General features: G+C 73.1%; 9 protein-coding genes. 1 reads left to right on the top strand and 8 read right to left on the bottom strand.

Annotated elements, in window-relative coordinates; all coding sequences use genetic code 11:
- Window positions 1–54: 54 nt before the first annotated feature.
- Window positions 55–1641 carry a glutamine-hydrolyzing GMP synthase gene (guaA, locus tag OG982_RS18320; protein ID WP_266785447.1) on the bottom strand — a complete coding sequence of 529 codons (1587 nt, stop codon included), beginning with the start codon at window positions 1639–1641 and terminating at the stop codon, window positions 55–57.
- A gap of 308 nt (window positions 1642–1949) precedes the next feature.
- On the opposite strand from guaA, the gene OG982_RS18315 reads away from it, so the two are divergent.
- Entirely contained in the window at window positions 1950–2210 is a 261-nt protein-coding gene (locus tag OG982_RS18315; protein WP_266785449.1) for a chorismate mutase, read from the top strand.
- Between the two features lie 282 nt (window positions 2211–2492).
- Here the strand turns inward: OG982_RS18315 and OG982_RS18310 are convergent, their stop codons facing one another.
- From OG982_RS18310 to OG982_RS18280, 7 genes are all read right to left on the bottom strand, one after another.
- Window positions 2493–4154: a peptidase gene (locus OG982_RS18310; RefSeq protein WP_266785451.1), complete on the bottom strand. Its 1662-nt coding sequence runs from the start codon at window positions 4152–4154 to the stop codon at window positions 2493–2495.
- 188 nt (window positions 4155–4342) lie between these two features.
- Entirely contained in the window at window positions 4343–6175 is a 1833-nt protein-coding gene (locus tag OG982_RS18305; RefSeq protein ID WP_266948886.1) for a GMC oxidoreductase, read from the bottom strand.
- 26 nt (window positions 6176–6201) lie between these two features.
- On the bottom strand, window positions 6202–7833 hold the full coding sequence (locus OG982_RS18300) for a succinic semialdehyde dehydrogenase (RefSeq protein WP_266785455.1): 1632 nt from the start codon (window positions 7831–7833) through the stop codon (window positions 6202–6204).
- Window positions 7834–7926: 93 nt separating this feature from the next.
- Complete coding sequence (locus OG982_RS18295; protein ID WP_266948885.1) at window positions 7927–9672, bottom strand: serine/threonine-protein kinase; 1746 nt, start codon at window positions 9670–9672, stop codon at window positions 7927–7929.
- A 126-nt stretch (window positions 9673–9798) separates the two neighbouring features.
- On the bottom strand, window positions 9799–12276 hold the full coding sequence (locus tag OG982_RS18290; protein WP_266948884.1) for a serine/threonine protein kinase: 2478 nt from the start codon (window positions 12274–12276) through the stop codon (window positions 9799–9801).
- A gap of 112 nt (window positions 12277–12388) precedes the next feature.
- On the bottom strand, window positions 12389–14974 hold the full coding sequence (locus OG982_RS18285) for a serine/threonine protein kinase (protein WP_266948883.1): 2586 nt from the start codon (window positions 14972–14974) through the stop codon (window positions 12389–12391).
- 170 nt (window positions 14975–15144) lie between these two features.
- Window positions 15145–16851 carry a glycerol-3-phosphate dehydrogenase/oxidase gene (locus OG982_RS18280; RefSeq protein ID WP_266785463.1) on the bottom strand — a complete coding sequence of 569 codons (1707 nt, stop codon included), beginning with the start codon at window positions 16849–16851 and terminating at the stop codon, window positions 15145–15147.
- Between the last annotated feature and the right edge of the window lie 112 nt (window positions 16852–16963).

Here is a 16963-nt window from a genome sequence, read left to right as displayed (position 1 = left end):
ACCTCCTGGGGATCACCCCTGGGGGATCACCTCCTGGGGATCACCCCTGGGGGATCACTCCCACTCGATGGTGCCCGGCGGCTTGCTCGTGCAGTCCAGGACCACGCGGTTCACGTCCGGCACCTCGTTGGTGATGCGGGTCGAGATCCGCGCGAGCACCTCGTACGGCATGCGCGTCCAGTCGGCGGTCATCGCGTCCTCGGACGAGACGGGGCGCAGCACGATCGGGTGGCCGTAGGTGCGGCCGTCGCCCTGGACGCCGACGCTGCGGACGTCCGCGAGCAGGACGACCGGGCACTGCCAGATCTCGCGGTCCAGGCCGGCCGCGGTGAGCTCGTGGCGGGCGATGGCGTCGGCCTCGCGGAGCAGGTCCAGGCGCTCCTTGGTGACCTCGCCGACGATGCGGATGCCGAGGCCGGGGCCCGGGAAGGGCTGGCGCTGGACGATCTCGTCGGGCAGGCCGAGCTCCTGGCCGACCATCCGGACCTCGTCCTTGAACAGCTGGCGCAGCGGCTCGACGAGCTCGAACTCGATGTCGTCGGGGAGGCCGCCGACGTTGTGGTGGGACTTGATGTTCGCGGTGCCGGTGCCGCCGCCGGACTCGACGACGTCCGGGTACAGGGTGCCCTGGACGAGGAAGGCCACCGCCGGGCCGTCCTCCTGGAGGATCTCCAGCTGGGCCTGCTCGAAGACGCGGATGAACTCGCGGCCGATGATCTTCCGCTTGGTCTCCGGGTCGGAGACGCCGGCGAGCGCGTTCAGGAAGCGCTCCTGGGCGTCGACGACCTTCAGCTGCACGCCGGTGGCGGCGACGAAGTCCTTCTCGACCTGCTCGGTCTCGCCCTTGCGCATCAGGCCGTGGTCGACGTACACGCAGGTCAGCTGGGAGCCGATGGCCTTCTGGACGAGGGCCGCGGCGACCGCGGAGTCCACGCCGCCGGAGAGGCCGCAGATGGCGCGCTTGTCGCCGACCTGCTCGCGGATGGCCGCGACCTGCTCCTCGACGATGTTGCCGGTGGTCCAGGTCGGCTTGAGGCCGGCGCCGCGGTAGAGGAAGTGCTCCAGGACCTGCTGGCCGTGCGTGGAGTGCATGACCTCGGGGTGGTACTGGACCCCGTACAGCTTCTTCTCGTCGTTCTCGAAGGCCGCGACCGGGACGACGTTGGTCGACGCGGTGACGGTGAAGCCCTCGGGTGCGGCGGAGCAGGCGTCGCCGTGGGACATCCACACCGACTGGTTCTCGGGGGTGCCCTCGAACAGGGTGGAGCCGGGCTTGGAGACGGCCAGCGGGGTGCGGCCGTACTCGCGGGCGCCGGTGTTGTCGACGGTGCCGCCGAGGGTGACCGCCATCAGCTGGAAGCCGTAGCACATGCCGAAGACGGGGACGCCGGCCTCGAAGATCGCACGGTCCAGCTGCGGGGCGCCCTCTTCGTACACGGAGGACGGGCCGCCGGAGAGGATGATCGCCTTGGGGTTCTTGGCCAGCATCTCGGCCACGGGCATGGTGCTGGGCACGATCTCGCTGTAGACCCGTGCCTCGCGGACGCGGCGGGCGATGAGCTGGGCGTACTGGGCGCCGAAGTCGACGACGAGAACCGTGTCCGGGGCGCTGTCGTGGGTGGCGGAGGTGGCTTCTGGCACGGGGCAGGCCTTCCGGCGGAAGAGGGGGTTGTTTTGTCGATTCTAACGGGGGCCGGGTGGGCGTCTTCGTCTCACCATCCGAACCCGGTTGGCCGGGGGCGCCGCGGAGGGTAATAATCCGTCCCATGCGCAAGCAGCTGAGCTTCCTCTTTACCTATGGCACCGGCCGGTCCGGTCGCCATGGGTCATCGTGATGCTCGCTTGAGCCACTGACTTCCCAGAGCGCCCCGGTCCGACAGGACCGGGGCGCTCCGCGTTTCCGCTCCTGCCGGGCCGGTCCCCGTCGGCACGACCCACAGGAGAGACCCATGAGCGTCACCACCACCCCCGAGCAGCTGATCGCCGGTTCCCGCGAGCGCATCGACGCGATCGACGACCGCATCATCGGCCTGATCCAGGAGCGGATGGCCGTGTCGACGGTCATCCAGGAGGCCCGGATCTCCTCCGGCGGCCGCCGGGTGCACCTCTCGCGCGAGATGGAGGTGCTCTCGCATTGGAGCGAAGCCCTGGGCAAGCCCGGCACCACGCTGGCGATGACGCTGCTGGAGCTGTGCCGCGGCCGGGTGTGAACCGCGCTCGCGCCGCGATCGGCCGTTCGTCACTCTTCCGGACCGTGACCGGCCTCGGCGGCCCTTCGTTGATGCGGGTGTCCGCGCCAGCCAGGCGCGGGGCCGCAACACCACGCGTGGCTGGCGCGGGAGCGGTGAGACGGACGGCCCGAGGGGCGTGCGTCGTGGGACCTCGCTCCCTCGCGTGACCGGACGGCAGGGGACAGCAGCCCGGTCACCCCATAAAGGACGGCCGGCCCGGGGGACGCCCCGGGCCGGCCGTTCTTCTGCTGCCCTACGCCGTTACGCGCGCCCGGTGCCGCGACGGCGGGCCGCCACGAACAGCAGGCCGCCCGCGGCGACCAGCACGGCCGCGCCGAGGGCGACCGGGCCGACGGAGCTGCCGGTCGAGGCCAGGTTGCCGTTGGCCTTGGCGCCCGTACCGCCGGTGGTGGCGGTGTTCGCCGACGCGGACGGGGACGGGCTCTTCGAGGAGCTCGGCTTCGGGCTCGGGGTGCCGGTCGAGGCCGTCGGCTTCGGCGTGGCTCCGCCGTCCTTGGCGTTGATCACGAACAGGGCCTTGTCGTTGGCCCGGTTCGGGTCCCAGCCCTGCGCCTGGATGCCGCCGGGGGCCCGGCCGTCGACCGTGACGGAGCCCTTGGCGTCCTCCACGACCTTCTCGATCCTCAGCTCGAACGGGTACGAGACCTTCTCCTGCTCGCCCAGGGTGGAGTCCGTCCAGCAGAAGTAGCGCGGGGCGCCCGTGTTCTGCTTGCGGCCCGTGCCGTCGGCCTCGACGCCCTCGCAGCCGGCGGGGACCTTGGTGACCGTCGCACCCTTCGGGATCACGATGTCGGTGCGGGCGACGCCCGTGCCTTCGTGCGCGTAGGACACCCAGGCCGGGCCCTTGTTCCGGAAGCCGAGGTCGGCCTTCACGGTGTCGCCGGCCTTGCCCTTGAGGGACACGGCGTCGGCCGCGAGGTCGGCGGTGTTCTTCACCTCGAAGTCGAACTCGTGCCGGTTGTCGCTCGGGTCGAGGTCGGCGCCCCCGCCGGTGACCGAGCCGGTACCCGGGCGCGGGGCCGCCTTGGCCGCCGTCCGCTCCGTCACCGCCAGCTTCTTGCCGCCGGTGTTCTTGCCCGGCTGCTGCCCGGCCGCCGACTCCTTGCCGGCCGCGGACACGGCGTAGCTGACGTCGTCGCGGAAGGCGTGCGGGGCGGCCTTGAGGGTCAGCGGGCCGGAGACCTCGTAGACCGCGCCCGGCTTGAACTCCCCGTCGAGGACGCACACCGTGGTGGTCCGGTCGGACGTCTTGTCGTAGGAGCAGTTGTCGTACTTCTCGACCAGCTCCATGCCGTGCGAGGTGCCGATCTCCAGCGCCACCGCGCTCACGGACTCGGTGCCCGCGTTGGCGAAGACGATCGGCAGGCCCTGGGTGTCGCCCGGGTTCATCCTCGCCTTGAGCGGGGCCTTCTCCAGCACCAGGTCGGGGCCGCCGACCTTGACCTTGGTGGTGGCCGGCTTGAAGGTGGCGCCCTCGGTCTTGCCGGTCATGGTCAGATCGGCGCTCGTGCCGGGCTTGCTGTCCTTGGCGGCGCCGAGTTCCAGGGTCGCGACGAGGCTGTCGCGCGGGTAGAGCCCTTCCCGTACGCAGGTCACCGCGGTGGCGGTCTGCGTGCAGCCCTGGCTGCGGCCCTTGTTGAGCGTCACGTCGGCGATGCCCTTGAAGGCGCTCAGGTCGATCGTGAAGGTGCTCCGCTTGTCGAAGACCGTGCCGGTGGTGTTGCCGACACGGAATTCGACGGTGGTCTTCTGTACGTCACCGCTCGGTCCGGGGTGCGGACGCAGACCGGCCTCGGCCGGGCCTGTGAGGGTGAAGACGGGGTCCGCGGCGTGCGCGGGGGCGGTGGCCAGACCCAGTACCACCAGGCCGCTCGCGGCCAGCAAAGAGATGCGCTTTCTCATGCCCCCCTTGACCCTCGAACACGCATCGCAGTTGCGCCTGTCCCTGTGTGACGGACACCACAGCCCCGCTCACCGGATTCCGGTACAACCTTCCGCCGCGACCGCCTGTCACATCAGTATCGCGGCGGGCACCGCGCTCGGAGGGGGAGCGCGGTGCCCGCCGCCGTCATGTCAGGCGGACATCACACTCAGAGCTCCGCTTCCGTTTTCCGCGGGGGAAGTTCCGGGACCGCCAGGAACGGCAGCCTCAGCGCGCCGAACGCCTCCTTGGGGACGGCCGGACGGACCGGTTCCACCGCCGCGAGGCGGACGTAGGCCCCGCCCTGCTCCGGCCGCGGGTCCCGCTCGCCGTTGTTCGGCCAGTACGACATGGCCCGCTCGGCCTGCGCCGTGATCGTCAGCGACGGGTTGACCCCGAGGTTCGCGGAGACCGCCGAACCGTCCACGACCGAGATGCCCGGGTGCCCGTACAGCCGGTGGTACGGGTCCACGACGCCCTCCTCGGGCGAGGCGCCGATCGGGCAGCCGCCGAGGAAGTGCGCCGTCAGCGGGGTGCCCATCAGCTCGCCGATGTTGCTGCCCGGGAAGCCGTTGATCTCCTCGGCCAGCAGCGTGGCGGCCTCGGTGGCCTCCTTGATCTGCACCGGGTTCGGGGCGCCGTGGCCCTGGCGGGCGGTGAGCAGGCCCTTCCCGAGGCCGCCCGGCTTGCGGTACGTGGTCAGCGAGTTGTCCAGCGACTGCATGACCAGGCCGATGATGGTCCGCTCCGACCAGCGCCGGTTGGACAGCGAGCGCATCAGCTGCACCGGGTGCGTGGCGGTCCGGGCGAACCAGGCCCGGACCCGGCGCCGGGTGTAGGGGACCTGGAGGATCGTCATGAACCCCATGGCGTTGGAGCCCTTGCCGTAGCGGACGGGCTCGATGTGGGTGTCGGCGTTGGGGTGCACGGACGAGGTGATCGCCACGCCCTTGGTGAAGTCGGCCCGACGCTCCTTGCCGGGGCCGTCGCCGTGCCGCCTGCGGTAGCGGCGGTCGTCGGTCTGCGCGCCGACCAGGCCCTCCGAGTTGGTGCGGGTGAGCTCGCCGAGCCGGCCGGAGAGGCGGGGCAGCTCGCCGCGGTCCTTCATCGTGTGCAGGAGGGTCTGGGTGCCGTACGTACCGGCCGCGAGGACCACGTACCGGGCGCGCAGCACCTTCGCCTTGCCGGACCGGCGGTGGTCGGTGGGGACGGTGCGGACCCGGTAGCCGCCGTCCGGGTGGTCGGACAGGGCGGTGACCGTGGTCATGGGGTGGATGACGGCGCCCGCCCGCTCGGCGAGGTGCAGGTAGTTCTCGTTCAGGGTGTTCTTCGCTCCGTGCCGGCAGCCGGTCATGCACTCGCCGCACTCGGTGCAGGCCTTGCGCGCGGGCCCGGCGCCGCCGAAGTAGGGGTCGGGGACCTCCTCGCCCGCCCGGACCTTCGGCTGTCCCGCGCCGTCCTGGCCGTCCTGGCCGTCCTGGCCGTCCCCGAAGAACACGCCGACCGGGGCCATGTGGAAGGAGTCCCCGACGCCCATCTTCTCGGCGGCGGCCTTCAGGTGGACGTCGGACGGGGTCAGCGTCGGGTTGAGCCGGACGCCGAGCATCCGCTTGGCCTGCTCGTAGTACGGGGCGAGTTCCTCGCGCCAGTCGGTGATGGCCGCCCACTGCCGGTCCTCGAAGAAGGCGGCGGGCGGCACGTACAGGGTGTTGGCGTAGTTGAGCGAGCCGCCGCCCACGCCGGCGCCCGCGAGCACCATCACGTTGCCGAGCAGGTGGATCCGCTGGATCCCGTACAGGCCGAGGGCCGGGGCCCACAGGTAGTTGCGCAGGTCCCAGCTGTTCTTCGGCAGGCTCTCGCGGGTGAAGCGGCGCCCTGCCTCCAGGACGCCGACCCGGTAGCCCTTCTCGGTGAGCCGCAGCGCCGAGACCGACCCTCCGAAGCCCGATCCGATGACGATCACGTCGTAGTCGTACGCGTACTCGTCGGTGTTGTCCGACACTGCGGTGCCTCCCCGAGCGGTGGTGCCTAGCGGAATCGGAGCGTCTTCATGACCTTGAGGCTGCGGGTCATGAACGCCGCGTACTTCTCGTCGTCCATGCCGAGCGAGGGCGCCATCGGGAGCAGCCGCTGGTGGGCGACGGTCTGGGCCTCGGTGTACTTGAGGATGCCCTCGGAGCCGTGCCGGCGGCCGAGGCCGGAGTCCTTCATGCCGCCCATGGGCGCCTGGGCGCTGCCGTAGGCGGGGGCGTAGCCCTCGTTGATGTTGACGGTGCCGGTGCGCAGCCGGGCGGCGACGGCGTGGCCGCGGCGGGCGTCCTTGGTCCAGACGCTGGAGTTGAGCCCGTACGCGGTGGCGTTGGCCTGCGCGATGACCTCGTCCTCGTCGGTGAAGCGGTAGATGGAGACGACGGGGCCGAAGGTCTCCTCGCCGCACACCGCCATGGGCGCCTCGACGCCGTCGAGGATGGTGGGCTCGTAGAACAGCGGGCCGATGTCGGGGCGGGCCACGCCGCCCGCGACGAGGGTCGCGCCCTTGGCGACGGCCTCGTCCACGTGCCGCTGTACGGTCTCCAGCTGGCGCTCGCCGACGAGCGAGCCCATGTCCGCGCCGTACGCGAGGGAGGCGCCCAGCCGCATGGCCCTGGTCCGGGCGGCGAAGCGGGCGGTGAACTCGTCGGCGATCGAGGCGTGGACGTAGAGCCGCTCTATGGAGATGCACAACTGGCCGGCGGAGGAGAAGCAGGCGCGGACGGCGCCCGCGGCGGCCTTCTCGATGTCGGCGTCGCGCAGCACGAGCATGGCGTTCTTGCCGCCGAGTTCGAGGGTGACCCCGACGAGGCGGGCGGCGGCGCCCTGGGCGACCTCGCGGCCGGTACGGGTGGAGCCGGTGAAGGAGACGTAGTCGGCGTGGCGGACCACCTCGGGGCCGACGACCGGGCCCTCGCCGAGCACGACCTGGAACACCTCGGCGGGCAGCCCGGCCTCGATCAGCAGGTCACGGGCCCACAGGGCGGTGAGCGCGGTCTCGGTGTCGGGCTTCATGACGACGGCGTTGCCGGAGACGAAGGCGGGCAGGGCGTCGCCGACGGAGAGTTCGAGGGGGTAGTTCCAGGGGGCGATCTGCCCGACGACGCCGCGCGGCTGGCGCAGCTCGGTGACCTTGGTCAGGGTCGGGATGGCGCCCGTGTGGCCCTTGGGGCGCAGGTAGCCGGGGGCCTTGCGGCCGTAGTGGCGGGCGGCGACGGCGACGGCCTGGACCTCTTCGTGGGCGTGCAGCCGGGCCTTGCCGGTCTCCAGCTGGATGAGGTCGAGGACCTCGGCCTGCCGGGACAGCACCAGGTCGTGGAAGCGGAGCAGGACGGCGGCCCGCTTGCGCACGGGGACGGCGGCCCAGCCGGGCTGGGCGGCGCGGGCCTTCTCGAAGGCCGCGGCCACGTCCTCGGGGGTGGCCTCGGGCAGGTCCGCCAGCTTCTCCCCGGTGAAGGGGGTGTGGTTGGCGGTGCGCCCGGAGCCGGTGACCCCGCGGGTCAGCCGGGCGACCAGCGCGGGGGTCACCACGTCGGCGGCGGTACGGGCCCCTGCCGGGGCGGGGGCGACCGGGTTGGTGGGCTCCGGTACGGCGCGGTCGGGGGCGGCGGGGGCCTGCGAGTCCGTCATGGCGGTGAGCGTATTCCGCCCGGCGGGCTTTGGGTACCCGTGGGTAACCGGATTTTGCCTTTTCCGCCAGTGAACGCTGGCAGGATGACGGGATCAGGGCTTCGCGGCGGGCGGCTCCCAGCCGCTGAGCACGATGTCGAACTGCTGGCGGGTCGTTTCCCAGTCGGCGACGGGGCTCGACATGTAGATCGCGTACTCGGTGTCGTCCGGGGCGATGTACATCTGCTCGATGGCCCGGCGCGGTCCGGGGTGGTTCTGCTTCTCGGTCCAGGTGAAGTCCCACAGCGCGGCCCGGGTGCTGTCCCGGAAGGTGTTCTGGTTCAGCCGCTGCTTCGTGTAGTCCGTCCGCTTCTTCACCTGCTTCTCCAGGTCGACCAGGTGCGCGTACGGGTTCACGTAGTCCGGGGTGGAGTCGGAGGCGATCCGGATGAAGTGCTTTCCGTTGTCCGGCGTGTAGTCGATCTGGTCGCCGTTCACCTGGCGCGTCCAGCCGTCCGGGACGAAGAGGGTGAAACCGGCGCGGTCGGTGACCTTCTTCCACCCCGTCGGCGGGGTGGTCTCGCCCTGCGTGCGGTCGGGGGCGCTCGCGTTCTTGTCGGAGCCGTCCTTGCCGGTGCCGCCGGTGGCGCCCTCGCCGGAGTCGTCGGTGAATTTGAGGACGCCGAAGACACCGCCGCCGCCGAGCAGCGCCGCCACCAGCGCGACGAGCGCGGCGCGCCTGACCCGGCCGGGCCGCGCGGAACCGGACGGCGTGGAGCCGGGGGCCGCGGTGCCGGGGGCCGCGGTGCCCGGCGGTACCGAGCCGGGGGGCACCGAGCCGGGCGGTACCGGGCCGGGCGGCGGGGTCGCGGGCGGCGCCGACGCGGGCGCGGGCTGTTCGGGCAGGGCCTTGGTCACGCCGGGCTGCGCGAACGGCCGGGACTCCGCCGGGTGCGGGGCCGGCTGGATCGTCGCCAGATCCTCCGCGCTCACCGGGCCCGTGGGCACGTACGCGTGCGCCGCCTTCGACGCGCGCCCCTCCATCGCCTCGATCAGCATCCGCTCGGTCTCCGCGGCCGAGGGGCGCTGCGCCGGGTCCTTGCGCAGCAGGGCGGTGATGATCGGCCCCAGCGCCCCCGACTGCTTCAGGGGCGGCGGCTCCTCGTTGACCACCGCCTGCAGGCTGGAGATGGGCGACGTACGGCGGAACGGCGAGCGGGCCTCCACGGCCGTGTAGAGGGTGGCGCCCAGCGACCACAGGTCCGAGGACGGGTCGGGGGACCCGCCGGTGACCCGCTCCGGGGCCAGGTAGTCGATGGAGCCGACGATCTCACCGGTGCGCGTGATGGAGGAGTCGCCCTCGATCGCGGCGATCCCGAAGTCCGTGAGCAGCACCCGGCCGTCCTTGGCCAGCAGCACGTTGCCCGGCTTCACGTCCCGGTGCAGCACGCCGACCGCGTGCGCGGCGCGCAGCGCGCCCAGCACGTGCAGCCCGATCCGGGCCGCCTCGCGGGGCTCGATCCGGCCGGCCGCCTTGGCGGCCTCGGCGAGGGAGGGGCCGTCGATGTACTCCATGACGATCCACGGCCGGTCGTCGTGTTCCAGCACGTCGTGGACGGTGACCACCGCGGGGTGCTGGATCCGGGCCGCGGCCCGGGCCTCCTTCTGCGTCCGGGCGTGCAGCACGTCCCGATCGGCCTGGGCGACGTACAGGCCCGCCGTCAGTTCCTTGACGGCGACGGTCCTGTGCAGCAGCTCGTCGTGCGCGCGCCACACCTTGCCCATGCCGCCACTGCCGATGGGCTCGACGAGCCGGTACCGGCCCGCGAGCACCGCACCCGCGCCTGTCTGCTGTTCCACGAATCCCCGCCACCCTTTGCACTTGCGGCCAGATTACGGATCCCGCGGGTGAAGCCGGAACCGCACGGGGGCGGTGAGACCGCACTGTGACGCAATTGCCGTACTTGATCGCCCGTCAGGACCCGTTCACCCGCCCGACTTGTAACTCCCCGTGGCCTTCTCGAAGACCTCGGTCACCTTGTCCTGTTCGTCCTCCGGGCCCGTGACCATGACGACGTGGTAGCCGTTGCCGAGGGCAACGACGAAGTTGCGGGCGAACACGCTCCGGCCGTTGGCGTCGTGCCAGGTGTAGCGGCCCGTGACGCGGAGCTGCTGGCCGACCGTGGTGGACTTGACGTCGCCGCTCGTCGTCCAGGTGGAGTTGCGGTACGCGTTCAACTCCGGCTCCTTGTCCTTCTGGTACGTCGCCGGGTCCGGATTGCCCTGCACCTTGTCCCGGCCGGGGACGACGATCAGCGTGAACGCGCCCTCGGTGTACCGCACCTGGCCGGCCTCGTTGATGCCGTGGCGCTCCCAGCCGTTGGGCGTGGCGATCTCGAAGTGCTCGGGGTCCTGCTGGATCGTGTACCCCTCCGGGGCGGTCTGCTGGGCGGGCTTGGACTGCGGCGCGCCGCTGCTCTGCTGGGGCTGGGGCTGCGGCTTCGTGGGTTCGGGGGACCGGGGCTGGGACTGCTGGGGGACGGGCTTGCCCGCGTTCTGCGGCGACTGCCCGGTCTCGCCGGAGCGGGGCATGAACACCATCGCGTACGCCACCGCCGCGGCGAGCAGGGCCAGGACGCCGACGAGCAGGATCCGCCCGAGGGAGCGGGACCTGCGGGGCGCGGCGGGGTTGCGGTGGCGCCCGTGGAGGTCGCCGCGCCTGCGTACGACGGGCAGCTTCGCGGGGTCGGGTTCCGGCATCGGGAGCGCGCCGAAACCCCCGTCCGGCTCGGGGGCGGACCGTACGAGCGAGCGCAGCCAGCCGCGCAGCTCCTCGAAGTCGGGGCGCTCGGTGGGGTCCTGACGCAGCAGCGACTCCACGACGGGGCGCAGCGGGCCGCACTCCTCGGCGAACGCGGGGGCCTCGGCGCAGAGCATCTCGACCAGCTCGGCGGCGCTGTCCTCGGGGTACGGGGCGTGCCCCTGGACGGCGCGGTACAGCAGCGCGCCGAGCGCCCACAGGTCGGTGGCGGGCCCGACGGGCGCGGCCAGCTGCCAGGGCCCCTGCACGGACCGCGCCTGCTCGGGCGCCCACCGCTCGGTAACGGCCCCGACGACCGCCATCCGCGTCTGCCGGGCCCGCTCGGCGTCAAGCCCGCTCCGCGGCCCGCCGTCCCCGCCGTAGCCCCGCCCCGGCGCCACTGCGGCCCCGGCGGGGTACGCCCCGGCCCCGGCACGGGGGCCGGCCCAGTCGTCTTCGGGGGCGTCCGCACGCGGCTGTTCGGCGGTCTCGGCCTGGCGGTAGCCCTGCGGGAGGGCGAGCTGCGCGGGCAGCGCGGGCCGGGTGGGCGCTTCCGGCTCCTGCTCCTGCTCCTGCTCTTGCTCCTGCTCCTGCTCCTGCTCGGGGAGCGGCTGGTCGCGCCGGGTGACCCCCGGCCAGGGCGCGGCCGCGTTCGCTTCCGGGCCGCCGTAGGGGTACGCGTACCCCTCGGGCAGGTTCGACCCCTCGGGCCGCGCCTCCGCCTTGCGCGCGGCGGCGGCCTGCGCCCCGGCCCGGTAGGCGGCGATGGCCCCGGCCCGCGCGGCGGCCTTCGCATCGGACTGCTCCGGAGGCCGCCCGGGGGTGATGTGGTCGGAGTACCGCGGCCCGGTGTCGTACCCGGGCGCGACGAGCGGCGCGTAGCCGGCCGCCCCGCCAGCGGAATCCGAGCCGCCCTCACCGCCGGGCGCGCCCGTACCGGGGTCGTCGGCGGGGTGTGCGGGTGCGGCGGACCTGACGGGAAGGCCGGGGGGCGGTGTGCCCCAGGACGGGTCGGCGGCTGGGGCGGCGGGGGCGGGGGCGCCCCAGCGGGAGTCCGATTCCGGGTCGGTGGTGGAGCCGTCCGGTGGCGGGACCGGGTCGTAGCCGCACAGGGCTTCCTCGGCGGCGCCCGCCGCCAGGCCCGTCAGGACGACGCGACCGTCATCGCATATCAACACGGTCCGCACCGTGATGTTCCGGTGCGTCCAGCCGTGCGCGTGCAACACCCGCAGCGCGGTCAGCACATCGGCCGCGACCTCCGCCGCCCGGTACGGGTTCAGCGGTTCGTCGGCGATCAGCGCGGCCAGCGGCCTCGCGGGGACCAGTTCGCTCACTATCCACAGCGACCCGCCCTCCGCGAACACGTCGAAGACCTGGTCCAGGCGCGGATGGTCGGGCACCGACGCCGCCGCCTGCGCGGCCGCGATCGCCCGCCGCACCGCCGGGAGTTCCCCCACCGGCCCCCGCCCGGCCACGGCCGGACCGGCGCCCCGGCCGTCCAGCAGCTCCGCGTCCACGACCTCCGGCAACGGCACCTGCCGTACGAGGACTTCCTGGCCGCTGCGCGTGTCGAAGGCCCGGGTCTCGATCAGCTCGTACTCGTCCGACGGCGGCAGCGGCAGACGGTAGCGGTCGGCGAGGATCCGGCCCGCGTAGTCCTCCACATCGCCTCCCCCGAGTGCGGCGGGGCTCCCCATGGCCCCTCGGACACGATACGTCGCCGGGGCCGCCCGCGTCCCGGGGCTGACAAGGCCCGCCCCGGTCGGGGGATCCGCGTCAACCCAGGATCTGGAACGTCTCGAACGCCGTCTCGCGCATCCGCGTGCACTCCTCGCCGTCCCACTCGTCGGCGGCGCAGCTGATCATGATGGCGTAGCCGTGCTTGGAGTCCGCCTTGAAACCGCGGTTGAGCACCCGGACCCGGATGCCCTTCTGGTCGCGCTCGAACTCCCAGTCGGCGACGGTCGGGTAGTCCCGGTACTTCACCGAGTCGATCCGGATCACCTTGTAGTTCTTGCTGCTGCCGGCCACGGCGGGGGCCAGCGAGGCCCACGCGGCGCGCGCGTCGTCGAGCGGGCGGGCGTTGAAGTCGACCTGTATGCGGGGGAATCCTCCGTCGCGGCTGTATATCGCGCCGGAGTTCTCACCCGCCGTGTCGGTCTGGTGGAAGCCCTCGGGCATCGCCATGCTGAAGTGGAACCGGGGGTCCGTCACCGTGGTGTACCCGGCCGGCAGCGCTCCGCCCGGCGTTCCGGGCGAGGCCCCCTGCCCCTGACTCTGTCCCTGGCCCTGGCCCTGGCCTTCGCTCTGGCCCTGGACCTGACCCTGGCCCTGCCCCTGGCTGCTCTGCTGGGCGCTGGGCGACTGGCCCGTGCCGGGCTCCCCGCCGCCCTTGGCGTCACCGCCGCCCTTGGCGCTGCCGTCCGCCCCGCCCGGGGAGGCCTTGCCGGAGGCGCTCGGGGTCGCGCCGCCCTTGCCCTCGTTCTTGCGGCCTTCCGAGTCGTCGCCGCTGAACGCGTAGACGAGCAGCGAGCCGATGACGGCCAGTACGACGACCAGGCCGGCTATCGCGAGCGCGATGGTGCGGCGCGGCATGACGTCGGTGAGCGACGCGGCGACCGGGGCGGTGGGCCGGGGCGCCGGCGGTTCGGCCGCCGAGGCGGCCGGGACGGCCGCCGCCTTGCGGGCCGCCTTCAAGGCCGCGCGGGCGCGTTCGCGCTGCTCGCGCTCGCGGCGTTCGCGCTCCTTCTTCTCGGCCTTCTCCGCCTTCTCGGCAGCCTTGGCCCCGGCGATCTTCTCGGCGGCCTGCTTGGCCTCGACGAGCGAGATCTGGCGGGTCTCCTCCGGGGAAGGAACCGGCTCGGGCGCGGGCTCGGGCTCGTCGGGCGCGTTGACGACCGCGTTGAGCATCGCCCGGGCGCGCTCGTCGTCGAGGCGCCGTGCCGGGTCCTTGGCCAGCAGGCCGTAGATGACCTCGGTCAGCGGACCGGCGTTCTTGGGCGGGTCCACCGGCTCGGTCATCACGGCGGTGAGGGTGGCGAGCGCGGACCCCTTGTCGTACGGGGGCACGCCCTCGACGGCCGCGTACAGCAGACCGCCGAGCGACCACATGTCGGCGGGCGGACCGGGCCGCTGGCCGCGGGCGCGCTCGGGGGAGATGTAGGAGGGCGCGCCGACGAGCATGCCGGTGGAGGTGACGGAGGGGTCACCCTCGACCTGCGCGATGCCGAAGTCGGTCAGGACGACGCGGCCGTTGCCGGCGATGAGCACGTTGGAGGGCTTCACATCGCGGTGCAGGATGCCCTGGCCGTGCGCGGCGCGGAGTACGTCGAGCACCGCGAGGCCGACCTCGGCGGCGCGGCGGGGCGTCAGCGTGCCGCGCTCGCGGATGAATTCGGCGAGCGAGGGGCCTTCGATGAGCTCCATGACGATCCACGGGCGGCCGTCCTCGTCCACGACGTCGTAGACGGTGACGGCGCCGCCGCTGCGGATGCGCGCGATGGCCTTGGCCTCGCGGAGGGTACGGGTGATGAGGCGACGCTTCTCGTCCTCGTCGACCCCGGTGCTGAAGCGGAGTTCCTTGACGGCGACCGTCCGGCCGAGGGTCTCGTCCTCGGCACGCCAGACGGTGCCCATGCCGCCCTTGCCGAGCACGGCCCCGAGCCGGTACCGGCCCGCGAGCAGCCGGCCCTTGTCCTGCCCGTTCCCGGCGGCCTTCGCCGCCTCGGCCCGCGCCTTGACCTCGGCGGCCACCGCGTCGGCCTTCTCCGCCACGGGGTTCCCCCCGCCACTCCCGGCCACCGCCTTGCCCGGATTGGGCCCCTTGGCCGCGGGCTTGGCGTCCGAGGACGCAGCGGAACCAGGCTTGCCGGCCCCGGCCTTCGCCGCCGCGGGCTTCGCGTCCTCGGGCTCGGCGGGCGCGGCCTTGCCCGGATTCAGGCCGGAAGGCGCGGGCTTCGCGTCCTCCGGCTCGGCGGGCGCGCCCTTGCCCAGGCTCGGGCCGGCGGCCGTCGGCTTGGCGCTACCCGGCTTCGCCGAACCGCCGCCCGTGCCCGCCGCCGAAGCGGACTTGCCAGACCCGGTCTTCGCAGCCGCGGGCTTGGCGTCCTCCGGCTCCGCGGACGCGTCCGCCGCAGCGGCCGACTTCGCCGCCGCGGGCGCGGCCTTGCCCGGCCCCGCCGCCGCGGGCTTGGCGTCCTCCGGCTCCGCGGGCGCGGCCTTGCGCAGGTCCGGCCCCGCAGGCCCGGTGGACCCGGTGGACCCCGTCGGCTTGGGGGGTCGCGGAGACGCGCCCGGCTTCGCCGCAGGCGAACCGGCCCCGACAGACGGCTCCGGCGACTCGGTGTGCTCCGGCTTCGACATGCGTCCCCTCTGCGATCGTGCCGCCTGCTCAGGCTGCCCAGGCAGCCCCGGCGGCCGGGGTGTCAGGTGACCAACCCCGGCAGAACCCGCCCCGGCAGAACCCTCATTGTTCCTCACTCCGCAACGGACGGAAGCCCCGGGTCTGCGGTTCCCCGTTCCAGATCCCGGAGTTACAACGGAACGATGTCGGGCGCCCCCAGCCGCGCCGCGTCCGCCGTCTGGTCGTCCGGCTGGCGCTGCGATTCCCGCTCCGCCTGCACCCGCTTCTCGTAGTGTTCCACTTCCCTCTCGATCTGCTGCTTGTCCCACCCCAGAACCGGAGCCATCAACTCCGCCGCCTCACGCGCCGACCGCGTCCCCCGGTCGAACGTCTCGATCGAGATCCGCGTCCGCCGCGTCAGCACGTCGTCCAGGTGCCGCGCACCCTCGTGCGAGGCGGCGTACGCCACCTCCGCCCGCAGGTAGTCCTCCGCCCCGCCGAGCGGCTCCGCGAGCCCGGGATCCTCCGCGATCAGGTCCAGCAGCTCCTCCACCATCGACCCGTACCGGTTCAACAGGTGTTCCACCCGCGCCACGTGAATCCCCGTCCGCGCCGCCATCCGCGCGCGGCCGTTCCACAGGGCCCGGTACCCCTCCGCGCCCACCAGCGGCACGTCCTCCGTCACGCAGTCCGCCACCCGCTGGGCCAGCCCGTGCACCGCCGCGTCCACCGCATCCTTCGCCATGACCCGGTACGTCGTGTACTTGCCGCCCGCCACCACCACCAGCCCCGGCACCGGGTGCGCCACCGTGTGCTCCCGCGAGAGCTTGCTCGTCGCGTCCGACTCGCCGGCCAGCAACGGCCGCAGGCCCGCGTACACGCCCTGGACGTCGTCCCGCGTCAGCGGCACCGCCAGCACCGAGTTCACGTGCTCCAGCAGGTAGTCGATGTCCGCGCTGGACGCCGCCGGGTGCGCCTTGTCGAGGTCCCAGTCGGTGTCCGTGGTGCCCACGATCCAGTGCCGCCCCCACGGGATCACGAACAGCACCGACTTCTCGGTCCGCAGGATCAGCCCGGTGCTCGAATGGATCCGGTCCTTCGGCACGACCAGGTGGATGCCCTTGGACGCCCGGACGTGGAACTGTCCGCGCTCCCCGATCAGCGCCTGGGTGTCGTCCGTCCACACCCCCGTGGCGTTCACGATCTGCTTCGCGCGGATCTCGTACTCTCCGCCGCCCTCCACGTCCCGCACCCGCGCGCCGACCACCCGCTCGCCCTCGCGCAGGAACCCGACCACCCTCGCCCGGTTGGCGCAGTGCGCCCCGTACGCCGAGGCCGTCCGCACCAGCGTGGTGACGTACCGCGCGTCGTCCATCTGGGCGTCGTAGTACTGCAGGGCCCCCACCAGCGCGTCCTTGCGCAGCGCCGGCGCGACCCGCAGCGCCCGCTTGCGCGAGAGGTGCCGGTGCACGGGCAGTCCGCGCCCGTGCCCGCTGGAGACCGACATGGCGTCGTACAGCGCGACGCCCGAGCCCGCGTAGAGCCGCTCCCACCCCTTGTGCTGGAGCGGGTACAGGAACGGCACCGGCTTCACCAGGTGCGGCGCCAGCCGCCCCAGCAGCAGGCCGCGCTCCTTGAGCGCCTCCCGCACGAGGGCGAAGTCGAGCATCTCCAGGTACCGCAGCCCGCCGTGGATCAGCTTGCTGGACCGGCTGGAGGTGCCCGACGCCCAGTCCCGCGCCTCGACCAGCCCGGTCGAGAGTCCTCTGGTGACGGCGTCCAGCGCGGTTCCGGCTCCCACCACGCCCGCGCCCACCACCAGCACGTCCAGTTCCCGCTCGGCCATCCGGGCGAGCGCCTCGGCGCGCTGGACCGGTCCCAGTGCCGCTGTCCTCACGACTGCCTCCCGTTGGTGATCCCGCTCACATCCCCCGTTTCATGATTCTGACCGCCCGCACCCACATCGGCCACCGCCTGTGGACAACACAAGCGTGACCACCGCCCCGTAA

This window comes from Streptomyces sp. NBC_01551, assembly GCF_026339935.1.
Taxonomy (GTDB): Bacteria; Actinomycetota; Actinomycetes; order Streptomycetales; family Streptomycetaceae; genus Streptomyces.
Note: the sequence above shows the minus strand (reverse complement) of the source record. Positions and strands in the feature narration are given on the sequence as shown.